Here is a 23,081-nt window from a genome sequence, read left to right as displayed (position 1 = left end):
TTGATGTTAAATATTGTTATATCCCAATTTAATAGGATCATGGAGTTGAATATGCGGATAGGTATTCCCAAGGAAATCAAGAATCACGAGTACCGCGTAGGCCTGACCCCGGCTGTTGTTAAAGAGCTGGTTCACAACGGACACGAGGTGTTTGTTGAAGACCATGCCGGTAATGGCGTCGGTTTCTTCAATGAGGACTATCTGGCCTCAGGTGCCACCATCCTGGACACGGCGGAAGCGGTTTTTCAGGCAGCTGAGCTTATCGTGAAAGTAAAAGAGCCCCAGGCTGTTGAGCGCACCAGACTGAAACCCCACCACACACTGTTCACCTATCTGCACCTCGCACCAGATGTGCCACAGACCACAGACCTGATCAATTCCGGGGCAACCTGTATCGCTTACGAAACCGTAACCGATGCCCGGGGTCGTTTGCCACTGCTGGCCCCCATGTCTGAAGTGGCCGGGCGCATGTCTATCCAGGCCGGTGCACGATGTCTGGAAAAATCCATGGCCGGACGCGGCATGCTGCTTGGCGGGGTTCCCGGCGTTGAACCTGCCAAGGTGGTCATTATCGGTGCCGGGGTTGTTGGCCAGAATGCCACCGCGATGGCAGTCGGCATGGGTGCCGAGGTGGTGGTACTTGACCGTTCAGTGGATGCCCTGCGCTGGCTGGATGCCCAATATGGCAACCGTGTTCGTACCGTATACTCCACTTCCCAGTCTATTGAGCAGCATGTGCTATCCGCTGACCTGGTCATTGGCAGTGTTCTGCTGCCCGGAGCAGCAGCACCCAAGCTCATCACTCAGGAGCTGGTTAGCAGGATGAAATCAGGCTCTGTTATTGTCGATGTGGCCATTGATCAGGGTGGCTGTGCAGAAACTTCCGTGGCGACCACCCATGCCGAACCGACCTTTATCGTTGATGAAGTGGTGCATTACTGCGTCGCCAACATGCCCGGGGCGGTCGCCCGTACTTCTACCCTGGCCCTGAACAATGCAACACTGCCTTATGTTCTTCAGATTGCCAACCAAGGGACTCGCAAGGCCCTGGAAGATAATCCTCACCTGTTGGCAGGCCTGAATGTTTGCCGGGGTGTTGTTACCTGTGAAAGCGTTGCCCAGGCACAAAACCTGCCTTACAAACCAGCAGCTCTGGTGCTGACTGAGGTTTAACCGGCGCTGAAAATCCATGTCTGATGGGTGCTGACTCCGGGTTACATCTCCACATCTGTTGAATGATCAGGGGTGTGGAGGCGTGACCGGGAGACAGCACTTTTACAATTGGCTCCCTGCGTCCTGCCGCTCATCCCTGAAAGCCCGCACAGTCTGTCAAAAATCAGTCTTACTGACACCTGCCCAAAAGATTTCCCAACAGGCCCTGCAACGGGAAAGCACAGCACTATACTCAGTAGAAATTCCCATAAAAGGGAATCAAACATCACTAAACACCATGGATGGAGAATTACCATGATAAGGCAACTCAAAATAACCGCCCTTCTGACAGCAGCCCTTCTGACAACAGCCTGCGGCTTAAAGCAAACCAGCAGTGAAATGGCCGCCAGTGATTACCAATCAACCAATAGCATTTTCGACTGTGATTTTGGCCCCTTCTGTGCTTTTGCGGAAAAGCCGCCCAAGGCCATATATTTTGATTTTGGAACTTCGGTTCTTGATATGGAGGATCGTAAGTTACTGGATACCGTGGCAGAACACATGGGTGACTCCAGGCGTATCGAACTCACGGGCTATACCTGCAAAATTGGTTCAAGCCGGGCAAACCAGAATCTTTCTGAGAGTCGGGCCCTCGCGGTAAAAGCGTACCTGATGCATAAAGGTATCGAAGAAGAACGTATTACAACGTCGGGTAAAGGCAAACACAGCCCCGCTACCCTCAACAGCAAAGGAAACGACCGTTCGCAGAATCGTCGGGTTGAAATGAGGATCTTTCGTTAATCGTTTCTGATTTGATTGGACTACACGGTTAGCGATCTTCAAAAAGGTACCGGTCAACCGGTACCTTTTTTTATGTACAGTATCCTGGAAATGCAGGAGCAATACTCCGCAAACACCTAGTACATGGTTTCAATGCGTTTGACGGGTTGTCGTGCCTCCGCACTCCGTTCGTCCTGAGCCTGTCGAAGGGCGGAAACTCCGGACTCTGATAGATTGTGCCAAGCACCCTTCGACTCCGCTCAGGGTGAACGGAGATTGTACACGTCAAACTCATTGAAACCATGCACTAGTGCAGCAAAGCGTTAATACCCGTACACCCCGTTCATCCTGAGCTTGTCGAAGGATGGTGCCACCGTACTTCGACAAGCCTCAGCACGAACGGTATGGGTATCAACGCTTAATGCACTAAAGCGTCATCACCTTCAACAGATCCAGCGCACTGATCACCCCCTTCAGTGAGCGATCCCTGGTGACCATAACCCGGTGAATACGCCCTTTAACCATCGCTTCAGCGACGTGGATCAGCGGTGTATCCGGAGACACTTCAAACACCATCGGCGTCATAATATCATTGACCAGAACGGACTGATCCACCAGATCATGAAAAGAGCGCTGATCTTCCGGTGACAGTGAATCATCGATCATGGTGCTGTAAAAATCATCATCCCGCCTGGCCAGATCAACCAGACCACTGCCTGCCTGCCGAACAATATCGGAAAATGACACGACGCCAATCAACTGTCCGGCATTATTCACCACCGGCGCACCGGAAATGGCCTTATCCGTCAAAAAGCGCGCCAGCCGATCCACTGACCAGTCAGAGGGAACAGTCATCACCTTCTGACACATGATTTGTTCAGCCGTCATGCTAACTAAGGGGTTGTCATTATTCATATCCCTGGCTCCCGGAAGAAACACTGTCGGGATCAGTATGGCCTATTGCGGTAAACCACTATCTTGACCCAGATCAATATATAGGTTGACCCAGATCAATATTCAGGGTGAAGTAACCGCCACTGTGCCATCACCCCGTTTAAGCTGAAGCAGCTTATGGGAATGCCACTCCCCTTCCCACAGGTTGCTGACCTGTTTAAAACCGGCGTCTTCTGACCATTGCCGAAACGTCTGCACCTCTTCCGGAAAGTCACAGTCCGTAATATGAGCACTCAATGCCTCCAACTCGCGAACTGACATGGCTGTCCAGTTGGAATGCATATAAGCCAGATAATTTGCAAGGTATCTCTGCCTGGATTCGCCGGGCTGTAAAAATACATCGTAGATAAACATCACCCCATGCTCACGAAGACAGCGATAAGCCATCTCCAGGCACCGTTTTTTGTCATCAAACGACAGATGATGGATACAAAACCCGGCGAGAATAATGTCAAACTGACCATCACAGGACGATAAAAAATCCATCATATCCTGACAGTCAAGTTGAAACGCAACATCCCTGCCGTTAAAACGCCGGGTCAAAACCTCAAGAGCCGCAGCAGAACTATCAACGCCCCGATACACATTGACCGTCAGCTCCGGTAGCAGCTGGAAAAACACCTCGGCATCGCCACAGCCCAGATCAAGAATATCCAAACCTTGCGACAGCGGCTCTATCTGCCTGAGGATATTGTCAGCAATACTGTTGTGCCCCATGTAGCCCTGGTCAACAACGGTTCGATAGGTACGCCACTGCTGGAAGAAATTGTCCATCCTGTTAGTCTGTTCAGAGCGGGTAATCAACCAAGCATAGACGAACACACAGCAGTTACGCCCCATTCAATAAACGTTACAATCAGGCCAGACTAATAAAGGCATGGAGTGAATGCTTGCATGAAAACACTGGTTGTCTTTGCCCACCCGGTTCCTGAGAGTTACAACGCCAGCATCTTGCAGGTGGTGTCTGATGAGCTGCGGGCAAAATCATTTGAGGTACAAACGCTGGATCTCTATCAGGAAAATTTTGAGCCCAGAATGAGCACCGCCGAGCGAAGAACCTATAAGGACAGGGACAACACCGCTACCGTTGAGAACTATGTGCAACAACTGCAATGGGCTGAAGCCCTGATCATGATCTATCCCACCTGGTGGATGGGACCGCCGGCAATCCTGAAGGGCTGGCTGGATCGAGTCTGGCTTCCCTCGGTCGTGGCCGATTTTGGCCCGGATGGGGTAAAGCCAAAGCTAACCAACCTGAAGAAGATTCTGATCATTACCACCCAGGGCGCATCCCGCTGGCGGATGGCCCTGATCGGTAACCCACCCCGCAAAATGATGAAACTGAGCCTGAAGGCCGTCACCCAATGCAGGGATATTGACTGGCTGACCCTGTACCGCATGGATAAGATTGCCAAACCCCGGTTAAGCCAGTTTCTGGACAAAGTCCGCCAGAAAATTAAATATTTTTAGTCATCCACCACTGACAGGGATGGCACGGCCGGGGCCTGCTGATGGCGTAACCACAGTTTTGCCGTCATGTGCCTGGCCATATCCCGGTAGATCATGGCGATCTGTGATTCTGGTTCAGAAACAACCGTAGGCGCACCCTGGTCTGCCTGTTCACGAATCATCATGGAGAGGGGCAGGGAGCCCAAAAGGTCGATTGCAAACTGCTCAGCGATACGGCTTCCCCCACCTTCACCGAACAAATGCTCGGTATGGCCACAGTTTGAGCAGATATGAACCGCCATATTTTCCACCACGCCCAGAACAGGCACACCGACCTTGCGGAACATCTCCACACCTTTTCGGGCATCAATCAGCGCCAGATCCTGAGGTGTTGTCACCACCACACTGCCGGAAACCGGAATTTTCTGAGCCAGGGTTAATTGAATGTCACCGGTGCCCGGAGGCAGGTCAATCACCAGGTAATCCAGGTCATGCCACATCGTCTGAGTCAGTAACTGAATCAGGGCACCACTGACCATGGGGCCACGCCATACCACAGGGGTATCTTCGGTCACCAGAAACGCCATGGACATCACCTGGATACCATGGGCCTCAATGGGCACGAAAAATTTCTCATTCTTCACATCCGGCCGGGTGCCATCGGCAATACCAAACATCTGCCCCATACTCGGGCCATAGATATCGGCATCCAGAATACCCACTCGCGCACCTTCTGCCGCCAGTGCCAGTGCCAGATTTGCTGCGGTGGTGGATTTACCCACTCCACCTTTACCGGAAGCCACGGCAATGATGTTCTTCACACCGGCCATGGTTTCCAGCTCACCCTGAACCGGGGCCGGATCCACTTGCCAGTTGACCGAAACATCCACCGACGCAACACCATCAACATCTTCGATTTTACTGGCCAGCATCTGGGCCACACCATGACACAGGCCTTTGGCCGGGTAACCCAGCACCAGTGAAGCGCTGACGTTGCCATGGTCAATGTTCAGGGCTTCAAGACAGCCAGCATCCAGCAAATTGTTTTTCAGGTAAGGGTCCTGATAGCTGCGGATCGCCGCCTCAATATCGGCTCGGCTTGGATTCATGGCCACACTCCAGTCGGCGGGAAAATAATATTCGGTTTAATGAGGGTTTGAGGAGAGAAATTCAAGAGGCAAGCTTTGCGCGCACATCACCGCACAGGATTTACTGCCAATACTGTTCAGTGGATTCGTAAAGTTCAGGGCTCCCTGCATTGCATCAGGGATGATTCAGTATCAGCCCTGGTCAAACACTGTCCTTAACCGATCCCGGGCTGATGCCCCATTATCCGGATCAATACCCTGGGAAATCATCGTCTCCCGCTGATGCTGTTGCGCTGCCTCTTCTGCCAGACGAGTGACTTCTTTGCTGCGACTATCTTCAATCCCTTTCAGGATACTGGCCTCCAGATCTTCACCTTCCAGTACCCGGTTGCAGAGTATTTCATAGTTTCGCTCAAATACCGGAAAAGCGATCCGTTGTTCCTCACTGCGCAGCATCATCCAACCGGTTTCACGGGCGGCAAGATAGACCGCAATATGCGACCATGGATAGTCCCTGTGCTGCTGCGGGGCGTAACAGGCCTCATAATAAGCCTGCAAGGGCTCTTTTAACCCCACTTCATCGTATCGCAGCTTGCACAGCTCACGGATATCACTGAGATCGGGAAAAAATTTAGCGGTATCAAGCACCTTTTTTGCCGCCATCAAAATACGACGGGGGCTGAATTCCTGCAGAGAGTTTTTCCAGACCCGCTTGGCACGGATGATATCTTCATGGGTTTGGAAAGCCCGCTTGAACTTCAGGGGATAAGCATCTTCCAGTAGCGTGAAAACCGCATTAATGGCATCAACATGATCGGCCCCGGAACGGGCCTGTTGCGTACCAGGGCCAGACGCTGACGGATCACAGGCCGCAGGCGCTTGTTGAGCGATGGAGCGCTGATCACTCGCCGTCTTCGAACTGGAAGCCGTCGTCCCAGCTCCGGTCTGTAAGCTTTTCAGCTGTTGATCGATGAGATCTTTGCCCTGTTTCACTTTGATTCCGCTTCCACTGGTAAATGACGTGGGATTTGAACTTGTTCTGCCAGGCTTTTCGCGCCTCACCCGTTTCATGCCAGTACAACTTGAAATCAACCAGCTGGGTAGCAATAAATTCCAGAGGTATGCCCTGATGGGCCTGGAGAAACTCCAGAATTTCCTGGGATGGAGCAAAATCTTCCGGCAAAGGCTGAACCCGGGCACCCTCCCGGATGACAGGCTGAGCCTGACCAAACACAGGATGCTCTTCCTGCTTGCGGGTATCCGGCTCAATTTCCCAGGGTAATGCGCCCGCATTGCGCCGGCGAATATAATGTTTGTTCTCGTCAGTCATGTAATCAACAATACCTGCCTTCCCGTTTCTGGTCTAGCTTGATCAATGATATCACCCTGTTTGCCATACGGTTTCGTCAACGCAGAAAAAGCGACACAGGAATAACCATCGTCAGCCCGGACAGGGAAGTTTGCTGCTGAAGCCATGACATGGCAATGAGTAAAGGACACAAAAACCATCAGCACTGGCTCATGACCAATTAGCGCACTCGAACCAGAGTGCTTGTGAGGCCCAAGGGTCTCCTGATGAATGTAAGCCCATGTCTTGCTGACATTATTTTATCAACGATTGCCTCGAAAAATAATTAAAAAATTCATGATACAAAACCATATTTGTACGGCCGTAGATCACTAATATAATTATCAGTTGCAAAAATTAGCGCCCTGATTTCAAAAGAATTAAAAAATACGAACATTCACTTAGCGATAAAATAGTCAACCCAGGAAACTTTCAAACGGTCTCAATGATCTGAAGAGGAGGTTTTTTAATCAGGAGAGTGAGAATGGACCTACAATACCCAGGTTCAGGTTACGATCATACAATCCACAGTCCCCGTGAGCAGAACCTCCCCCATTCGGCCACTGCGTCGTCCCGGGAAGAAGCAAAAACGCTTTACCACGGCATGAAGACTGATAAATTCTCGCCTGATTCTGATACTCTGCAACTCTCTTCTCACCTGCATCCCTCAGCAGAGGAACATGCCAAACAGCTTCCGACCAGAAAGCGAAAAATCCCGGATCAACACTATCAGTCAGCTTTCACCCTGAACACCAATAAGGAGAGCACCAGCCAGTCGTTTTCTGCCCTTATCGCCAGGGCAGACGAACAGGCTGAACGTTTAAGGATTTTATTAGAAGGACACACAGCGTCGCTGCCACGTTTAACCTCCACTAAACGGGAGCATCGTACTGATCAGCCTCAATTCCCCCTCAGCAGCCACCCGCCCCAACAGGCCAGGGCAACTGAAATTAAACCGATACTCCAACAGAGCCTCGAAACACAAATCACTGAACCGCACATCACTGGGCCGACATCATCAGAAACACGGGCGGGACTGACCGTTCTGGATGATCCAGCTGCTGCCTTACCATTTCAACAGCCTGATGCCGACACTGCGGAAGCACTATCAGGCTCAACGGGCAGCGCTTTACAAAACCAGCTCTCACAGGACGGCCAACTTAGTACTTCCTCTTCCGCATCTTCTATAGAAGGTGTTTATGAAATTCAGGAATATCCAGTTGATGTAGAGACAGACCAGAGATCACCAGGAAGTGCCGTGGAGCAGTTTGTAACCACTCATGAGTTTTTCAATCAAGAACAGTATCAATCAGGGCCTGAAACCAGCGGCAGTGACGATAGTGGTCATCTCGAAGATGAAATCATAACCAGAGATTCTGCGAGTTATCTGTCGCTTATGGATATCACAACCGGACCACCAGCAACAGATCAGAATCCGATTACCCAAACCATAACGCACAGCCTTGAAAGTAAAGTGGTTGAGTTGGAAATCAGCGGGGCGGATAAAGAAGAGGACGATGCAACAGCAATCAATGACACACCTGAGAAAACGGGCACCCAACCGGATAAAGCCTCAGTGCTCCCATCGTTGAGTGATTCTGCCACAGAGACTGACAGTTTGGCTGAAGCCAAATTGAGCCCTAAAAATGAGGATGATATTCAGCTAACCTCTGAATCAATGCAAAAAGAAAAGCCTGCCTACAAGAAACTCACAATAAGTGTTGTATCTGTGGCCAACCCCCACCTTAAACCAGCAAAAAAAACACCTGAAAGACTGGACACCAATCAGGGCACCAGTGCTCAGGATACCGTAGTGCCAACAGCCAGAAAAAAGTCGGTTAGATGGGCCGCATCGGTGGAACAAAATCGCTCCTCCTCCGTTCAAACAGAAACACAAAAACCGCAGGCAGAACCATTGAGAAGCGGGTCGGCATCCATTTCCAGTCCGGCAAAGTCTGTTATTGGAGCAAAAAAAGCAGCAACCGTGGGTACGCCATCGGAATTATCTGACGGACCTCGCACTCGCAGTATTAAAATCACCTACGAGTACCAAAGGAGACATTACGAAGTTTACAAACAGACGTTTTCGCCAGACACAACCCTGGAGGTTATTCAACAGCGTATGAATGCTGAAATCAGCAAATTTAAAAGCTCGGGGTATAAAAGTCAGTACCCCATACGGGCCGAAATCAACTCTGTGATAGAAGATCTTCCTGATAGCAAAAGAACGATTTCAGTGGATGTGCCAGGGACCAGGAACGTGGAACGTCAAGATTCTGCTGCAACTTCAGCCTATGAGCAAAAAACAGCATCACTGCTTGATCAACTGAAAAACGCTGAAGCCGAGTCGGATTCCTACTAAACGTTGTTATTTTCCTGAAATCTGATGTCAAAGGACTGACCAGATATTCAGGAACACCAAAAAGTAGTTAACCAGCAGGGAGATAAATGATTATCGTCAACGATGGAACTTTCCACGAAGAGTGAACTCTAACTAAAGTAGTTCGCATTTCATAATATCTCCCCAGGAGGCTGTCCGAGATCAGTCTGCTCTACGCGGTAACTGCTCTTGCGCTGCTCTTGCTCCTGCATCCATGCAGTCGTGCGGCGACAGCAAATTGGTCTAAAAATCCGCTTGTGTTCGGCAAATAGCCCCGCTATTCACCTCACAAAACCGAGTTTTTATCCTCAATTTTTTGTCGTCCTCGCTACGGGGTCGCCTGGACGGGCGCTATTCTCGGACAGCCTCCTGGTGATTTATTTCATTGCGTTCCTTTGCGAAACGGCCACGTTAATCATTCTGTGCCGTTTCCTTTAATAACAATTATTGATTAAAGGAGTATTTATGTTTTCTTCTGGATTATCACTTTCGAATCCTTCCTCGCAGGTCCCAACATTGGACCCCTCAGAGGCATCAGGTAAAAGCGGTAGAGATGATGGCCCAGCTCAACCTGGTTCCTTTGCTGGACATAAGGTCTGTGTTGTAGGGATTGACAGGGCGATACTGCTTCAGTGCCTTTACGAATTTGCTACTGGTCGTAATAATTATTTCCCGGAAATAAAAGAACTTATGGATAAAAGCTCAACTTGGGTTTTGAGTGACCAGGAGGCTCAGAACCTGGCTTCTGATGAGCATCGACCCTCTTTTAGATATATCAAAGGAAGGCTTGTCGAGGTCTACATAAAGAATAACTATATCGACTTTCGCAGGTATAACGAACTCCATGGCGAGGGTCAATGTCAAGCCGCTGTTAAGGAGGCAATAAGTAGAGATTACGCCCTACAACACGGTCAAGAATGGCCGGAAAATTCTACAGACGATCCTTTACAAAACAGCAAAACTCCTAAAAAAATACCAGAATCTGAAGTTTTACCCGTCAAAAATGAGCAATTACGTCGTTTGCAGTCAACTGAGGGACCTGACTCTCCCGAGCCTCAGCCATCAGAAGGCCCTGAGGAAATGGACTATAAAAACCTGGCAAACGTGTTAAGGATGTTAGCTGTTTATGATGTCCAGCCTCGACAGCAGTTGAGTAAACCCTAATACCCATTCTGCAGTTAATTTACCCGAACCGATCTTGCCCCTGGACATGCCATTTTCAGGGGCAGGGGTTATGAACGAGGTCGAAAACGGTTCGGGGCCGGATAGAACGTCTTTGCCTCACTTCTTAGTGCCTCGCCTTCCAATTAATGCCAGGCTAACGCAGGACTGTTCCGAATAGGCTTTCCTATAGACAGTTTGTATAATGCCGCATTCCCGTTTTTTTATCCGACCATCAAGACAGAATCGCATGAGCCAACGCAAAATACTTGTCACCAGTGCCCTTCCCTATGCCAACGGCCCTTTGCATATGGGGCATCTGGTGGAATATATCCAGACTGATATCTGGGTTCGTTTCCAGAAACTGTCTGGCAACCAATGCACCTACGTTTGTGCTGATGACGCCCACGGCACTGCCATCAGCCTCCATGCGGAAAAACAGGGCATTTCACCGGAAGAGTCCGTAGCTCGCATTAACATCGAACGGATTCGCGATTTTGGCGAGTTCCATGTGGCGTTTGATAATTACCACTCCACCCACTCACAAGAAAACCGCAAGCTCTCAGAAGCGATTTACCTGGCTCTGAAGGAAAAGGGCCATATTGTCAGTCGCAATATCATTCAGGCTTATGATCCTGAGAAACAGATGTTTCTGGCCGACCGTTACATCAAGGGTGACTGCCCGAAATGTGGTGCCTCTGGTCAGTATGGCGACAACTGTGAAGCCTGTGGAGCGACCTACTCACCGGCGGAACTGAAAAACGCCCGGTCAGCCATTTCCGGTGCCGCCCCCGTTGACAAAGAGAGTGAGCATTTCTTCTTTAAACTCTCGGATTTTGCTGACTTCCTGAAGCAGTGGACCCGCTCTGGCACCATCTCCGAGGAAATTGCCAACAAACTGGCGGAGTGGCTGGATGCCGGCCTGCAGGACTGGGACATCTCCCGTGATGCGCCTTACTTCGGCTTTGAAATCCCCGGAGAAACCGGTAAATACTTCTATGTATGGCTGGATGCGCCCATTGGTTATATGGCGGCATTTGAAAACCTCTGCCAGCGCCGCGATGACCTGAACTTTGATGAATACTGGCAAAAAGACAGCCAGTGCGAGGTACACCACTTTATTGGCAAAGACATTGTCAACTTCCACTGCCTGTTCTGGCCAGCCATGCTCCATGGTACCAACTATCGCACCCCAACCCGTGTGAATGTGCATGGTTATCTGACCGTCAACGGGGAAAAGATGTCCAAGTCCCGTGGCACATTCATCACCGCCCGGACTTACCTGGAACACCTGGACCCTGAGTATCTGCGTTATTACTACGCCGCCAAACTCTCCAACCGTATTGACGACCTTGACCTGAATACCGATGACTTTATCCAACGGGTAAACTCGGATCTGGTGGGCAAAGTGGTCAATATTGCCAGCCGTAATGCCGGTTTTATCAATAAGCGTTTTGGCGGCAGGCTTTCTTCTGATAACAGTGCACCGGAACTCACTGCCGACTTCCAGGAAGCGGCACAGCGTATTGCCGGGCACTATGAAGGTCGCGAATTTGGCAAGGCGATGCGTGAGATCATGGCGCTGGCAGACAAAGCCAATGCCTGGATTGACGAAGTGAAGCCATGGGTGGTTGCCAAAGAACAGGGCAAGGATCAGATTCTGCATGACATCTGCAGCACCGGCATCAACCTGTTCCGACTGCTGATGATCTACCTCAAGCCGGTACTGCCAGCCATGACGGTGAAAGCGGAGGCCTTCCTCAATGTTGCCCCTCTCACCTGGCAGGACAGCCAGACGCTGCTTCTGGATCACAACGTCAATAAATTTGAACCATTGATGACCCGTGTCGAAGCCGATAAAGTAGCGTCCATGATCGAAGCCAGTAAGGAGGTCCTGGCCCAGATGGAATCATCCAATAAGCCAGCTGAAACGTCTGCTGTTTCTTCTGAATGGTTAGAGCAAGATCCTGTTGCTGACGAAATCACCTTTGATGACTTCGCCAGGGTCGATCTGCGTATCGCCAGAATTGTCAACGCTGAACTGGTGGAAGGGGCGGGCAAACTGCTGCGTCTGACCCTGGATATTGGCGAACCCGAACCTCGCAATGTCTTTGCCGGCATCAAGTCTGCCTATGCACCAGAAGCCCTGGTGGGCAAGCATACGGTTATGGTGGCCAATCTGGCGCCACGTAAAATGAAGTTTGGCGTGAGCGAAGGCATGGTCTTGGCCGCAGGCCCCGGCGGTAAGGATCTGTGGATTCTTGAGCCTCACGAAGGTGCCCAGCCTGGCATGCGTGTGATGTAATCGTCCTCAGCCATGGAATTAGAGCGTAGCCCGACAGCTGCGCTCTGACGTCCATATCACCGGGCTGATTACCTCCGCTGAATCTCCTTTTCTTATTCGCCTGGCGTCGATACCAAACCGCTGAGCCTGATCCCCGATAAATCGGTAAAACTCCAGTCTTTTTGTCCAGCCAGCACGCTGACCGAAACCAGATCAGTTGGTTCTCAAACATCAGCACATCGAAAGCCAGTCGTTTTCCCGGCTGCATCAGACAAGATGATCTCAGCAAATGAAACTGAACCCGATCCTACCAACACGGTCACACTGGTTCCCATGAACTTTTTCTTCAGAAACCTGTCTTAAAAAGGTGGCTGTTTGACACTCAACAACATACCAATCACAAGCTTAACGGAATAAGAGTATGCAGAGCCCTAAAATAACAGCGAACAATGTCGGTGCAGCTTTCGAATTGCAGACTTACGGTAGCAATTCCGGCAACACTTACCTCCTGTTACATGTCTTCCAGGTCCAGGAAGACCGTTACCGATTTTTTGCTGGCAAGTCAATCAACGATAAACTCCACAAAGTTCCGGTAACCTTTTCCAGGGCTGACACCTGTCATATTCCTTTACAAAACACCCTCACCCAGTTCCATGTGCGTCCGATCGAAGATATTAAATCTCTGTTCCCTCAGGAAGACTCAAAGCCACCGCACGAGTTAAATCACGCCATTAACCAGGATCACCCATACGCCATACCCTGGAAGTTTTAAAGATGAATACCAATAATAAAGTTGGCCTGCCTAATGGCTATAACGCTTTAGCTTTTGAGACCGTAACGCCTCAAAAAAGACAGGCAAATTCTACATGCGATCATCGACAGCCCAGTAAAATCGCTAAAATGGCAACAGAAACTGAGGTTGTACCCGTCAAAAATGAGCCGTTACCTGAGACCAATGATCCGACAGAAAATGGCACCAGCCACGATGTCACCATTGTTCCTGGCCAGGACTGCTTTCCATTACTGGCCATGCCAAGTGAACCTTTATTACGGATTTTGGGTTATTTATCACACAGAGATATTGTGGCGATAGAAAAAACCTGTCTGGATTTAAGGAATTTAGCCGCCCGGCTTCTGACCGTCAGGAGCCAGGCATGGTACGCACAGTTCGAGACATCACAACAGCAGCAATTCACCCGGATCGCGAAAAACATCAGTCAACATAAACTGAAAGCCTGGCTTATGCAGTTTACCCGGGATGAAGTGCTGGTCAGCCGTCTTTGCAGCCAGCAGGCCGGGGAGGCGACAGACGACCTTGAGGCCTGCAACCCGGAAAAGATAGCATCGTTCCCTCAACGCCTGTTTTACCGGGTGGCTAAACTCATGTTTGACTTTCCAGTCTTTAACCCGGCTTTAGTATCAGACATTCAGTGCAAGTCCTTTAAATCCAACCTGTGCCTTCTCACTCCCAGTGATGTCAGCTACCTGGTAACCAACTGTGACAGTGCCGATTGCTGTGCAAAAATTCATGTCCTGTCAGCGAAGAACCTTGACCACAGGGAGATCTCCATTCAACGCTGGGGTTGCGTCAGGGCGGTCTCCCTCAGCGCTGATAAACGCCATATGATGAGCAGCTGTGGCTACCGGGCGGTAAAAATCTCCAGCCGTACTGCCACTGACTGCTGGGCAGGGCAACTCTTCGTTGCCCATGAAAAGGAGATCGTATCGGCTGCCTTCAGCCCCGATAGTCGCCATGCAGTGACGGCCAGCGAAGATATGAGTGCATACATCTGCTCAGTGGATCAAACTGGCTGCTGGGCATTAACAGCGAGAATTACCCATGAGGGGGTAGTTAATTTAGCTGAATTCAGCCCTGATAGCCGCCTGCTAGTGACTGCCAGCGATGATCACACCGTAAAAATCCATGAGTTTGCCAACGGCACATGGCTGACAAGAACCACCCTGAACCATAATGGCAGGGTGTTCTCAGCCAGGTTCAGCCCGGATGGCAACCATATCATCACCGTCAGCCATCATCAGAATGGCGGCCAGACAGCAACGATTTACAGCGTTAATGCCGATGGCCGTTGGACAAAAAAAGCCGACATCACCCACTCAAAACGGATTTGGACAGCTTTCTTCAGCCCTGACAGCAAACATGTCGTGACGGCCAGTAGCGATCATACCTGCAAAATCTTCAGTTGTGACACCGGCAACAATTGGCAGTTTAAAGCGGTTATTCACCATACCGGGCGGGTTAGATCTGCCCGCTTTAGTCCCAATAGTCTCCTGATAATAACAGCCAGTGATGATTGCTCGGCGAAAATCTACGCGTTTGATGTAGACCACAGGAGCTGGTCAGAGCAACGTTCCATTACCCATGAACGTCCAATCACTTCCACCCAATTCAGCGCTGATAGCTGCCGAATTTTGACCCTGTCCGGAAACAACTCACTAAAACACTGCATCAATCACCAAGCCAGAATCCACTCTCGTAATGCCAGTGGCCAGTGGTTGCAAATCGGCAGTATTGTGACAATAAGCGGGGTTCATTCAGGCCAGTTTAACCACGATGGCTCCCATGTTGCCATCTGTGACTGTAGCGGCAAAGCTCTGATCATTGGCATTGAGGCTGATCGCAAAGAGTTACAGGTAAAAGCCTCCCTGCACCACCCATACCGGCTCGGCCTGGCAGAATTCAATGCCAACAGCAGCCATATCGTCACCATAAGCCTTGATGCCACGCAATTTAAAGTCTGGTGCCTGTATGGGAAGGATTTAGCGCCACCGTCGCCCTCAAAACTTACCTGTTTGCCGTTGCCGCCTCCATGCAAAAAAAGTCCGCAAGCTGCACCACAGTTAAATGATTAGAGACTGTCTGAGCATAGCGCCCGTGGCGAGGTGGCATTCATTAGCAGGGCTTATTTGCTATTCTTCCGGGCCAGTCGATCACACTGAGACGATTTCATCCTGAGTCAGATAGCGCCACTCCCCGGGCCTCAGGGATACATCAAGGGCAATATCCCCAACCTGTTCGCGATGCAGACTCATCACTTTATTGCCAATGGCCGCAAACATACGCTTAACCTGATGATATTTACCCTCAGTAATGGTCAACAACACCTCTGAGGGTGTCAGAACTTCCAGTAAGGCAGGCTTGGTCGGTGCTTTCTCACCTTTCAATTCAATACCGCTGGCAAACCGCTCAATCAGTTCTGCGGTCTTATCTTCTGGCAGCGGGTCGGCTAATTGCACGCGATAGCACTTGCCACACACTTTTACGGGCGAGGTCAATCGATGGGACCATTGCCCATCATCGGTAATCAGTACCAGCCCTGTCGTATCTGCATCCAGGCGGCCAGCGATATGGAGTGAATAAGCCTTGGGAATATCCAGCAACGAGAGAACCGATGGATAGACCTCATCCACATTGGAACAGAGCGTATCTTCGGGTTTGTTGAGCATGATATAGCGCAGCCCGCGAGCTTTGACCAGCTCACCCAGCAAACGGACTTCACAGGTATCCGGCACCTTGAAGGCACTGTTTTTCACCACAATGCCATCGCAGGTTACTTCACCTCGGTGCAAACATTTTTTGGCATTGGCTCGTGAGAGTTCGGTACTTTCGCAGAGGTATTTATCTAAACGCATTCGGGGAAGACTATGCCTGAAAAGTGGGATGTTAATATCAAAGGAGCGTTATAGCCAGTAACAATGCAAGGAGCTGGGGAACATTCGCGCCTATCAATAAGCCCGACAGGCTCCTGGTAACCTGATCGCCATTTTTTTGCAAAAAAGTAGTTAATTGAGCTAATGGTCAAATACCCATCAGCAACTATCACCTTGTTAACTACCGTACTAAAGTTGTTATCATAACAATCATTCCAAAAATAGGGATATTTTATGGCTGTCATGGTAAAGGGAGATACTATTCAACTGACAGGTTATGACGCTTTTAAATATGAATATAAAGCTCATAAGGGAATCAAGGGGATAATCAAAGGAATCATTGGTTTTTTTCTCGGTCGAAAAGTCACCCTTGCAGAAGGACGATCACCGTTGAAGAGCCAGGCCCCTGAGGACCGCCTCTCGACTGTACTACCGGAGCGAAGTGTACAGGAATTAGCACCAGCAGATGAAACTCAATTGACAAAAGGGATCAATCCCAGGGACAGATCATCGTCTGTATCCACCTCCCAACCTGCTCAACTTAACGCTGATAGCCTTTCCGGTAGTGGGTCAAATGTGTGGAAACGAAGCTTCAACCCCGCCCGCCCGGAGTTCCAAAATTCTGAAACACAGCCCCCCGTACGTGTGAACGACTACCTCTTTCCCGATGAGAGTCAAAATTCCCAGAGTGAGTTACCTGATGAGTTTGATCACATAGCTAAACGCTGTAAGAAACAAATACCTCTTCTGAGTGAAGGCTCAGATTTTCTTAGCATGCAGCCCGAGCCTATTGACCCGGCAATACTGGTTTCGTTGGGACTCAGTCTGGATTTCCCTGATCAGGAAGACAAGGTCATTATGGATTGGCTGGACAGTAGCGATTTTATGGATAAATCAGCCCGTCCAGAAACGGCTACCCTGGTCAAACACATCATTCACCGCTGTGTATACAAGCAAAATAAAGATTTATTTATGGATATTTGTGCATCTCTCGGCTCAAGAGCAGGCAGTAACTTTGGTATTCCCATCCGGCATGAGAATTTATACCTCGCTTTCGTTATCTTTCACAAACACCTATTGTCAAATGACGACCAGTTGTCAGGCAAAGCCTGTCGGGTCATAGGCATGTGGTTAATCAATGAACTGGATAGTTATCTTAAAGAAATTAAACCATCAGAGACTCAGGAGGAAACAGACTGGGATGACACGTATGAACGCTGGGTGGATAAGATATCCGAAACAGGCATGGTTTTGGACGAAAATCAGCTGATTGACATTTCGCATGGTGGAGGGCGGTATTACTTAAAAAAGTTTCTTAATGGACAAACCAGCGGATATTTTCATGGAAAATGCAGTCCTATCGGGATACAAGTACACCCGCACTATACCTTGTTTGATGGATTAAACAACGATAAGGACATTAAAAGACGCGAAATAGAAGTATATTCGCAAACATCGTTAAAATTCCTGGATTTACCTGCCCAGTTGACAGCCAAAATACCGGCAAAACACGTGATTACCGGTACATTTGGTTATGAAGGTATTATTAAAGCGAGCTCCGTCAGCGAACTTGTCGAGCCAGAAATAACCGTTCTTAATCGCTCCCTGCCTCCAGAGGCATCTGACCATCAGTAACCTGAACCCTGAACGTATCATGTTAAACGTTCCAAACCACTCACTATTTATGAATTTTCACATATTGGCTTTTCACGTCATCAGTCATAAAATACATCACCATTTATCCCCCTTCTAGTAGAAAACCGTATTTCCCCTATGGTCGAGGAACTCCCCATTGCTTTTTTCTGAGCTGGCTCTCCATGAACGGGTGCAAAAAGCACTCACTGAACTCGGGTTTGAAAAGGCCACCCCGGTTCAGGAACAAACCCTGCCCCTGGCTATGACCGGCAAGGATCTGATGGTCAGCGCAGAAACCGGCAGTGGTAAGACCGCAGCGTTTCTGCTGCCCATGCTCAACCAGATGCACACCACCCCTTCACCGAAAACCAGCACCCGGGCACTGTTGCTCGTGCCTACCCGTGAATTGGGCCTGCAGGTGTTAAAAGAGTGTGAAGCCCTGGCACGCTACACCTACATCAAGGCAGGGCTGATCGTTGGTGGTGAGGACTATCGCCACCAGGTGAACACTCTGCGCAAAAACCCGGAAATCCTTATTGCCACCCCCGGCCGCCTGATTGAGCATATAAAAAACGGCAACCACGATTTCAGTGACCTGGAATACCTGGTACTGGATGAAGCGGACCGCATGCTGGATATGGGCTTTGGTCCCGATGTTTTGAGCATCGTGGAAGAGTGCCATGGCGAACGCCAGACGTTCCTGTTCTCAGCAACCCTGGAAGCCCGGGGTCTGGGTGCAATGGCCTACCAGGTATTGAACGATCCTACCCGTCTGAAGCTGAATTCTGTCCGGGAAAAGCACGCCAATATCCACCAGCAAATTATTCTCTCGGACGATACCGCCCATAAAGAAAAACAGCTGATCTGGCTGCTTCGGAATGAAACCTATGACAAAGCCCTGGTGTTCACCAATACCAAAGCCCGGGCTGAGGAGTTTGTGGGCAAAATCCGGGTTAAAGGCCTGAAGGTCGGCGTACTCCACGGGGATATGGACCAGCGGGAGCGCAAGCACGTTATGCGCCTGCTGCTGGATGGCAAGATCAACATTCTGATTGCCACCGATGTCGCAGCCCGTGGCCTGGATATCAAGGGTGTGGAACTGGTTATCAACCTGGAAATGGCCCGTAACGGTGATGACTATGTCCACCGGATTGGCCGCACCGGACGTGCCAGAGAACAGGGGCTGGCCATCTCCCTGATTGGGCCGGACGAATGGAACCGGATGTCGGGTATTGAACGCTACCTCCGGCTGCGGTTTGAGAAACGCACCATCAAAGAACTGCCGGGTAGCTATAAAGGCCCCAAAAAGCTGAAAAGCTCCGGCAAAGCCGCCGGCAAGAAAAAACCGGCCGGTAAAAAAGGCGCTGGTAAAAAACAACCGGCGGATAAACAACGTCACCGGGAGCAGAAGAACGTGGGCAAACGTCGTACACCAGCGGCCGAAGCCAAACCCACCACTGCAACCACCTCAACCGATTCCGGTTTTGAACCACCCAGGCGCAGGAAATAATACACATGAGCAATAACCTACCTTTTTCCGCTCTTGGGCTGGATGAGTTGCTGATTCAGGCAGTCAACGAAGCGGGCTACCAGAATCCCACCCCAGTTCAGGCCAAAGCGATTCCCATGGCTTTAACTGGCCGTGACCTGATGGCATCTGCCCAGACCGGCACCGGTAAAACCGCCAGTTTCACCTTGCCAATCCTGCACCGCCTGGCGCAGATGAGAGCCAGCAAAGCCATCCGCGCCCTGGTACTGATCCCTACCCGGGAACTGGCCATTCAGGTTGAGAATAGTTTCCAGACCTATGGCAAGCACACGGCTATCAAGACAGCTGCCGTCTATGGTGGCGTAGATATTGACGATCAGTTGCAGGTTCTGAAAGAAGGCACTGATGTCCTGGTGGCGACGCCGGGTCGCCTCGTGGACATGATCAACCGGCAGCATATCCAGCTGGACAGCTTGAGAATACTGGTGCTGGATGAAGCCGACCGGATGCTGGACCTGGGCTTCCGTGACGATATTCAACGCATTGTGCAAAACGCGCCGACAAAACGTCAGAACCTGTTGTTCTCCGCCACCTTTTCCAAAGACATTAAACAGCTGGCTTATGAATTCATGCGCCATCCGGTCAAGATTGAACTGGAAAACCCCAACTCTGCCGCTAACACCGTGTCCCAGTCTTTCTACCCGGTGGACCAGCAGGACAAACCGGAGATTCTCAGTTATCTCATCCATGGTGGTCGCTGGCAGAAAGTGCTGGTGTTTGTCCGCACCAAAAAAGCCGCCAACAAGGTTGCCGAGTTGCTGGCAGAAGACGGCATCAATGCCCAGCCCATTCACAGCGATAAAAGTCAGTACCTGCGTATTCGCACACTGGAAGATTTTAAAGATAACTATTTTGATGTTCTGGTAGCGACGGATGTGGCCGCCAGAGGCCTGGATATCGAACAGCTGCCGCTGGTCATCAATTATGACCTGCCCAAAGTTCCCCAGGACTACGTGCACCGCATTGGCCGCACCGGCCGCGCCGGACAAAAAGGCAGGGCTATCTCCCTGGTTAACCCGGAAGAGAAAAAGTTATTGGCCGGTATCCAGCAGCTGATCAAAAAACCGCTGGAAATAGAACCGCTGCCCTACTTTGAAGATGGCGAGGTGCGTCCTGCTGAGATTGATGAGCCCGCCAGTAAAACCCGCAACAAGCGAAGCAAACCTGACGCCCGAAAGCCTGCGATAAAACAGCGTTCGGGTAATAAATCACGCAATGGCAGCACCAGAAAACCTTCAGGTACTGCGCCAAAGAAAAGGCCTGCTGTTTTCTCCGGGAAAAAACGGAAGTCCTGATCTGGCTGATTCATTTCAGCCGGATGAAAAGTAATAAACCGGGAATACCCTGCCTCTGTCGGGTATTCCCACCGTAGAAAGCGGGTGTTGCGCAAGCCCTTAAAAAGAAGGGAACCACAAAGACACGAAGACACAAAGGAAGCCTTTTTTTTGCCGAGCGTAGCTCAGGAAAGTCCAGAAAAACTTTGTGTCTTTGTGCCTTTGTGGTTCAAAGCTTTTATAACTTTTGCAACACCCTCAGAAAGCGGGTGAAAAAGGTCGCATACAATGGAAGATATTATTGAAGAACTGCGGGAACGGGCTCTGGATGTGTCAGTCCCACTGGAACTCCCGGATGAAGACCAGCTGGTGGAAGTGGAAGAACAGATTCTGATTCCCCTTCCCTACGAACTCCGGGAGTTTCTATTGCACGTCAGTGATGTTATTTATGGCTCCATTGAACCGGTGACGGTCACTGATCCCCAATCCCATACTTATCTGCCGGAAGTTGCGGCCAATGCCTGGGCTGAAGGTCTGCCGAGAGAGCTGATCCCCATTTGCGAATGCAATGGGGAATACTATGGTATTTCCGAAGAAGGAGAAGTGGTTCACTGGGCTGACGGTGAAGTGACTGACGACAGCTGGCCATCCATCTGGTTATGGGCCAGGGATATCTGGCTGGAGAGCTAATGTCGAAACGAATTCTGATCATTATGGCCATGGCAGCGGAAGCCCGGCCAATCATTGATCAACTCGGACTGCACGAACTGCCCGCCAATCCGCGGTTGACAAGTCACTTCCCCCGCTTTCAGGGTGAGTTTGCCGGTAAGGAGATCGTTATCTCTCTGAATGGCAAATCCACTGAGTACGGTGTCGACAGGATAGGCACCGAGTTTGCCGCGCTGAATACCCAGTCCGCCATTATTGAGTTTGCTCCGGAACTGATCATTAACGCAGGAACCTGCGGTGCTTTTTCAGCCGATGCTGATATTGCAGATATCATCACTTCCGACCAGCCGGTGGTTTATCATGACCACCGGGTTCCCCTGGAGGGCTTTGACTGTTTTGCCATGGGCGCTTATCCAACCGCCTACTGCCCCGAATACTTTCAGGGTATTGAGCATAAGCTGGGAGTGGTCACCACAGGCAACTCCCTCGATATGCCGGATATCGACAGGCAGTGGATCAGGCAAAACCAGGGAATGGCCAAAGAGATGGAGTGTGCCGCCGTTGCTGCCACCGCTCATCTTTACGGCATCGACTTTCTGCCCATCAAATCCGTGACCGATCATATCGATATCGAACTGGATAATGTTGAGCAGTTTCTGAACAACCTGGGCAAGGCCAGCCAAAAGCTGAGCGAAACCTTGATCAGGGTATTAACCAATATCAAGTAAAACCGGGCTGCCGACGGCAGCCCTTTTCAATAACGCCGTTGCGGATTGATCCACAAGCCTGTTGGCTGTTGATTCAGTGCAGTCAAAAAGGTCAGCGCATCCTGAACCCTTTTTTCTCCAGAAACGCTTTCATATGAGGGCGGGATTCTTTACCCAGCAGGGCCGACATTTCCTGAGACCAGACCCGATCCAGCTTGCCTCCGGTCCGTCGCTGGTAATAGGTTCTCATAGTTTCATCATATTCAGCCACCAGCGCCTTATTCACTGACTGGTAATGCTCCTCCATCAGCACAGCTTCCAGCGGCAGTCTGGGTTTACACTCCGGATCCTGATCCGGGTACCCAAGGCAGAGGCCAAAAACGGGGTAGACATGTTCCGGCAACGCCAGCAAATCACTGACCTGTTGCGGGTCATTGCGCAGGCCTCCGATATAGCAGATACCCAGCCCTTCTGACTCAGCAGCGACCACCACGTTCTGGGCAAACAGGGCAACATCAACCGTGGCAATAATGAAATGCTCGGTCATTCCGTCTGCCATGGTGTTGCCCGACTGTTCACAGCACCAGCCTGAGCGATGCAGGTCAGCACAGAACACCAGAAACTCAGCCGCCTGCTGCACATAGGTCTGCCCACCCGCCAGCTCTGCCATGGCTTTGCGGGTTTCAGGGTTTCTGACCCGAATAACACTGACACCCTGCAAATTGCTGGATGTGGCGGCACTTTGGCCCGCACTGATCAAGTCTCTCAACAAGGACTCTTCAATCGGCTGTTCCGTGAATTTGCGAATAGAGCGGTGTGCTTGCAGCAGTTCAATTACAGTTTGGGTCATGATGTTATTCTTAATCTGGTCATTATTATTCTGCACTATTGTAGCCTTGGCTGGATTTTTCAAGGCTGCCTGCCTCTGCTAGAATTCCTTTCCTGGCTCCGGATTTACGCTCCGGACCGCTGAGCAAGGACA

General features: G+C 50.4%; 20 protein-coding genes. 13 read left to right on the top strand and 7 right to left on the bottom strand.

All coding sequences use genetic code 11. The features are described 5' to 3' along the window. Positions 1–51 precede the first annotated feature (51 nt). Both ald and CX664_RS00715 read left to right on the top strand, forming a co-directional pair. The gene (gene ald, locus CX664_RS00720) at positions 52–1,173 is read left to right on the top strand and encodes an alanine dehydrogenase (RefSeq protein WP_101744863.1); all 1,122 of its coding nucleotides are present in this window, start codon (positions 52–54) and stop codon (positions 1,171–1,173) included. Between the two features lie 294 nt (positions 1,174–1,467). After that, positions 1,468–1,953, top strand: a complete 486-nt coding sequence (locus CX664_RS00715) for an OmpA family protein (RefSeq protein ID WP_101744862.1) — start codon at positions 1,468–1,470, stop codon at positions 1,951–1,953. 405 nt (positions 1,954–2,358) lie between these two features. Here CX664_RS00715 and CX664_RS00710 read toward each other — a convergent pair whose 3' ends face one another. After that, a complete protein-coding gene (locus CX664_RS00710) occupies positions 2,359–2,847 on the bottom strand; it encodes a CBS domain-containing protein (protein ID WP_101744861.1) in 489 nt (162 codons plus the stop codon). Positions 2,848–2,949: 102 nt separating this feature from the next. After that, positions 2,950–3,708: a class I SAM-dependent methyltransferase gene (locus CX664_RS00705; protein ID WP_163370583.1), complete on the bottom strand. Its 759-nt coding sequence runs from the start codon at positions 3,706–3,708 to the stop codon at positions 2,950–2,952. 72 nt (positions 3,709–3,780) lie between these two features. On the opposite strand from CX664_RS00705, the gene CX664_RS00700 reads away from it, so the two are divergent. Beyond that, the gene (locus CX664_RS00700; RefSeq protein ID WP_101744859.1) at positions 3,781–4,356 is read left to right on the top strand and encodes an NAD(P)H-dependent oxidoreductase; all 576 of its coding nucleotides are present in this window, start codon (positions 3,781–3,783) and stop codon (positions 4,354–4,356) included. On the opposite strand, the gene apbC is transcribed toward CX664_RS00700, so the two are convergent. The 3 genes from apbC to CX664_RS00685 all read right to left on the bottom strand — a co-directional run bounded on the left by apbC (position 4,353) and on the right by CX664_RS00685 (position 6,753). Further along, complete coding sequence (gene apbC / locus CX664_RS00695) at positions 4,353–5,444, bottom strand: iron-sulfur cluster carrier protein ApbC (RefSeq protein ID WP_101744858.1); 1,092 nt, start codon at positions 5,442–5,444, stop codon at positions 4,353–4,355. The two genes, CX664_RS00700 and apbC, sit on opposite strands and share 4 nt — an antisense overlap. 171 nt (positions 5,445–5,615) lie before the next feature. Next, positions 5,616–6,416 (bottom strand): replication protein P, encoded by an 801-nt coding sequence (locus CX664_RS00690; RefSeq protein ID WP_101744857.1) that lies wholly within the window; start codon positions 6,414–6,416, stop codon positions 5,616–5,618. Further along, a complete protein-coding gene (locus CX664_RS00685; RefSeq protein ID WP_101744856.1) occupies positions 6,325–6,753 on the bottom strand; it encodes a DnaT-like ssDNA-binding domain-containing protein in 429 nt (142 codons plus the stop codon). The genes CX664_RS00690 and CX664_RS00685 overlap by 92 nt, the downstream gene beginning before the upstream one ends. 502 nt (positions 6,754–7,255) lie before the next feature. Here CX664_RS00685 and CX664_RS00680 point away from each other — a divergent pair. The 5 genes from CX664_RS00680 to CX664_RS00660 all read left to right on the top strand — a co-directional run bounded on the left by CX664_RS00680 (position 7,256) and on the right by CX664_RS00660 (position 15,467). Continuing rightward, a complete protein-coding gene (locus tag CX664_RS00680; RefSeq protein ID WP_101744855.1) occupies positions 7,256–9,133 on the top strand; it encodes a hypothetical protein in 1,878 nt (625 codons plus the stop codon). A gap of 483 nt (positions 9,134–9,616) precedes the next feature. Continuing rightward, positions 9,617–10,315, top strand: a complete 699-nt coding sequence (locus CX664_RS00675; RefSeq protein ID WP_101744854.1) for a hypothetical protein — start codon at positions 9,617–9,619, stop codon at positions 10,313–10,315. 247 nt (positions 10,316–10,562) lie between these two features. Continuing rightward, entirely contained in the window at positions 10,563–12,617 is a 2,055-nt protein-coding gene (gene metG, locus CX664_RS00670; RefSeq protein ID WP_101744853.1) for a methionine--tRNA ligase, read from the top strand. Between the two features lie 400 nt (positions 12,618–13,017). Continuing rightward, complete coding sequence (locus tag CX664_RS00665; RefSeq protein ID WP_101744852.1) at positions 13,018–13,368, top strand: hypothetical protein; 351 nt, start codon at positions 13,018–13,020, stop codon at positions 13,366–13,368. A 2-nt stretch (positions 13,369–13,370) separates the two neighbouring features. Further along, the gene (locus CX664_RS00660) at positions 13,371–15,467 is read left to right on the top strand and encodes an F-box/WD repeat-containing protein (protein ID WP_101744851.1); all 2,097 of its coding nucleotides are present in this window, start codon (positions 13,371–13,373) and stop codon (positions 15,465–15,467) included. 78 nt (positions 15,468–15,545) lie between these two features. Here CX664_RS00660 and rsuA read toward each other — a convergent pair whose 3' ends face one another. Further along, positions 15,546–16,247 carry a 16S rRNA pseudouridine(516) synthase RsuA gene (rsuA, locus tag CX664_RS00655; RefSeq protein WP_101744850.1) on the bottom strand — a complete coding sequence of 234 codons (702 nt, stop codon included), beginning with the start codon at positions 16,245–16,247 and terminating at the stop codon, positions 15,546–15,548. A 252-nt stretch (positions 16,248–16,499) separates the two neighbouring features. On the opposite strand from rsuA, the gene CX664_RS00650 reads away from it, so the two are divergent. From CX664_RS00650 to CX664_RS00630, 5 genes are all read left to right on the top strand, one after another. After that, positions 16,500–17,900 carry a hypothetical protein gene (locus CX664_RS00650; protein ID WP_101744849.1) on the top strand — a complete coding sequence of 467 codons (1,401 nt, stop codon included), beginning with the start codon at positions 16,500–16,502 and terminating at the stop codon, positions 17,898–17,900. A gap of 157 nt (positions 17,901–18,057) precedes the next feature. Further along, positions 18,058–19,410, top strand: coding sequence for a DEAD/DEAH box helicase (locus CX664_RS00645; protein ID WP_101744848.1), 1,353 nt, complete (start codon positions 18,058–18,060; stop codon positions 19,408–19,410). A gap of 5 nt (positions 19,411–19,415) precedes the next feature. Next, on the top strand, positions 19,416–20,744 hold the full coding sequence (locus CX664_RS00640; RefSeq protein ID WP_101744847.1) for a DEAD/DEAH box helicase: 1,329 nt from the start codon (positions 19,416–19,418) through the stop codon (positions 20,742–20,744). 267 nt (positions 20,745–21,011) lie between these two features. After that, positions 21,012–21,413, top strand: coding sequence for an SMI1/KNR4 family protein (locus CX664_RS00635; RefSeq protein ID WP_101744846.1), 402 nt, complete (start codon positions 21,012–21,014; stop codon positions 21,411–21,413). After that, the gene (locus tag CX664_RS00630; protein ID WP_180966336.1) at positions 21,413–22,120 is read left to right on the top strand and encodes a phosphorylase family protein; all 708 of its coding nucleotides are present in this window, start codon (positions 21,413–21,415) and stop codon (positions 22,118–22,120) included. The genes CX664_RS00635 and CX664_RS00630 overlap by 1 nt, the downstream gene beginning before the upstream one ends. 91 nt (positions 22,121–22,211) lie before the next feature. On the opposite strand, the gene nfsA is transcribed toward CX664_RS00630, so the two are convergent. Further along, positions 22,212–22,949: an oxygen-insensitive NADPH nitroreductase gene (gene nfsA, locus CX664_RS00625; RefSeq protein WP_101744877.1), complete on the bottom strand. Its 738-nt coding sequence runs from the start codon at positions 22,947–22,949 to the stop codon at positions 22,212–22,214. Positions 22,950–23,081: the final 132 nt, after the last annotated feature.

The organism is Endozoicomonas acroporae (assembly GCF_002864045.1).
Taxonomy (GTDB): domain Bacteria; phylum Pseudomonadota; class Gammaproteobacteria; order Pseudomonadales; family Endozoicomonadaceae; genus Endozoicomonas; species Endozoicomonas acroporae.
The sequence above is the reverse complement of the archived record's forward strand: the minus strand, read 5'-3'. Positions and strand labels throughout refer to the sequence as shown.

Coding starts and splice junctions, on each gene's coding strand:
- ald (WP_101744863.1), top strand. CDS start 52: ATGCGGATAGGTATTCCCAAGGAAATCAAGAATCACGAGTACCGCGTA.
- CX664_RS00715 (WP_101744862.1), top strand. CDS start 1,468: ATGATAAGGCAACTCAAAATAACCGCCCTTCTGACAGCAGCCCTTCTG.
- CX664_RS00710 (WP_101744861.1), bottom strand. CDS start 2,847: ATGAATAATGACAACCCCTTAGTTAGCATGACGGCTGAACAAATCATG.
- CX664_RS00700 (WP_101744859.1), top strand. CDS start 3,781: ATGAAAACACTGGTTGTCTTTGCCCACCCGGTTCCTGAGAGTTACAAC.
- apbC (WP_101744858.1), bottom strand. CDS start 5,444: ATGAATCCAAGCCGAGCCGATATTGAGGCGGCGATCCGCAGCTATCAG.
- CX664_RS00685 (WP_101744856.1), bottom strand. CDS start 6,753: ATGACTGACGAGAACAAACATTATATTCGCCGGCGCAATGCGGGCGCA.
- CX664_RS00680 (WP_101744855.1), top strand. CDS start 7,256: ATGGACCTACAATACCCAGGTTCAGGTTACGATCATACAATCCACAGT.
- CX664_RS00675 (WP_101744854.1), top strand. CDS start 9,617: ATGTTTTCTTCTGGATTATCACTTTCGAATCCTTCCTCGCAGGTCCCA.
- metG (WP_101744853.1), top strand. CDS start 10,563: ATGAGCCAACGCAAAATACTTGTCACCAGTGCCCTTCCCTATGCCAAC.
- CX664_RS00665 (WP_101744852.1), top strand. CDS start 13,018: ATGCAGAGCCCTAAAATAACAGCGAACAATGTCGGTGCAGCTTTCGAA.
- CX664_RS00660 (WP_101744851.1), top strand. CDS start 13,371: ATGAATACCAATAATAAAGTTGGCCTGCCTAATGGCTATAACGCTTTA.
- rsuA (WP_101744850.1), bottom strand. CDS start 16,247: ATGCGTTTAGATAAATACCTCTGCGAAAGTACCGAACTCTCACGAGCC.
- CX664_RS00650 (WP_101744849.1), top strand. CDS start 16,500: ATGGCTGTCATGGTAAAGGGAGATACTATTCAACTGACAGGTTATGAC.
- CX664_RS00640 (WP_101744847.1), top strand. CDS start 19,416: ATGAGCAATAACCTACCTTTTTCCGCTCTTGGGCTGGATGAGTTGCTG.
- CX664_RS00635 (WP_101744846.1), top strand. CDS start 21,012: ATGGAAGATATTATTGAAGAACTGCGGGAACGGGCTCTGGATGTGTCA.
- CX664_RS00630 (WP_180966336.1), top strand. CDS start 21,413: ATGTCGAAACGAATTCTGATCATTATGGCCATGGCAGCGGAAGCCCGG.
- nfsA (WP_101744877.1), bottom strand. CDS start 22,949: ATGACCCAAACTGTAATTGAACTGCTGCAAGCACACCGCTCTATTCGC.